Annotated in this window: 1 pseudogene; it reads right to left on the minus strand. The window is 66.3% G+C overall.

Features of this window, described 5'->3' with window-relative positions:
- A pseudogene (locus SB772_RS42440) lies at positions 1-261 on the minus strand (cytochrome c oxidase accessory protein CcoG); the annotation flags it as partial.

Raw genomic sequence — 261 nt, forward strand, 5'->3', positions numbered from 1 at the left:
GGCAGACCGCTTCGCGCAACAGACCGGCATTGATGTAGGTGGCGGCGGTGAAGAACAGCACCCAGAACAGCGCGACGCCGCCCAGTTGCAGGGTGAACAGCTCCGCCGCCAGGGGCTTGATCGGGGTGAAGTAGCCAACGAAGGTCAGGCCGGTGAGCAGGCCGATGGCCAGCCACAACCCGTGCTTCAGTGAGCGGCGGGCCAGCTTCTCCAGGCCCCAAGGGGCTGCGGCGAGCTTGATGCGTTGGTTGCGGTCGCCTT

This window comes from Paraburkholderia sp. SIMBA_030, from assembly GCF_046535245.1.
GTDB lineage: Bacteria > Pseudomonadota > Gammaproteobacteria > Burkholderiales > Burkholderiaceae > Paraburkholderia.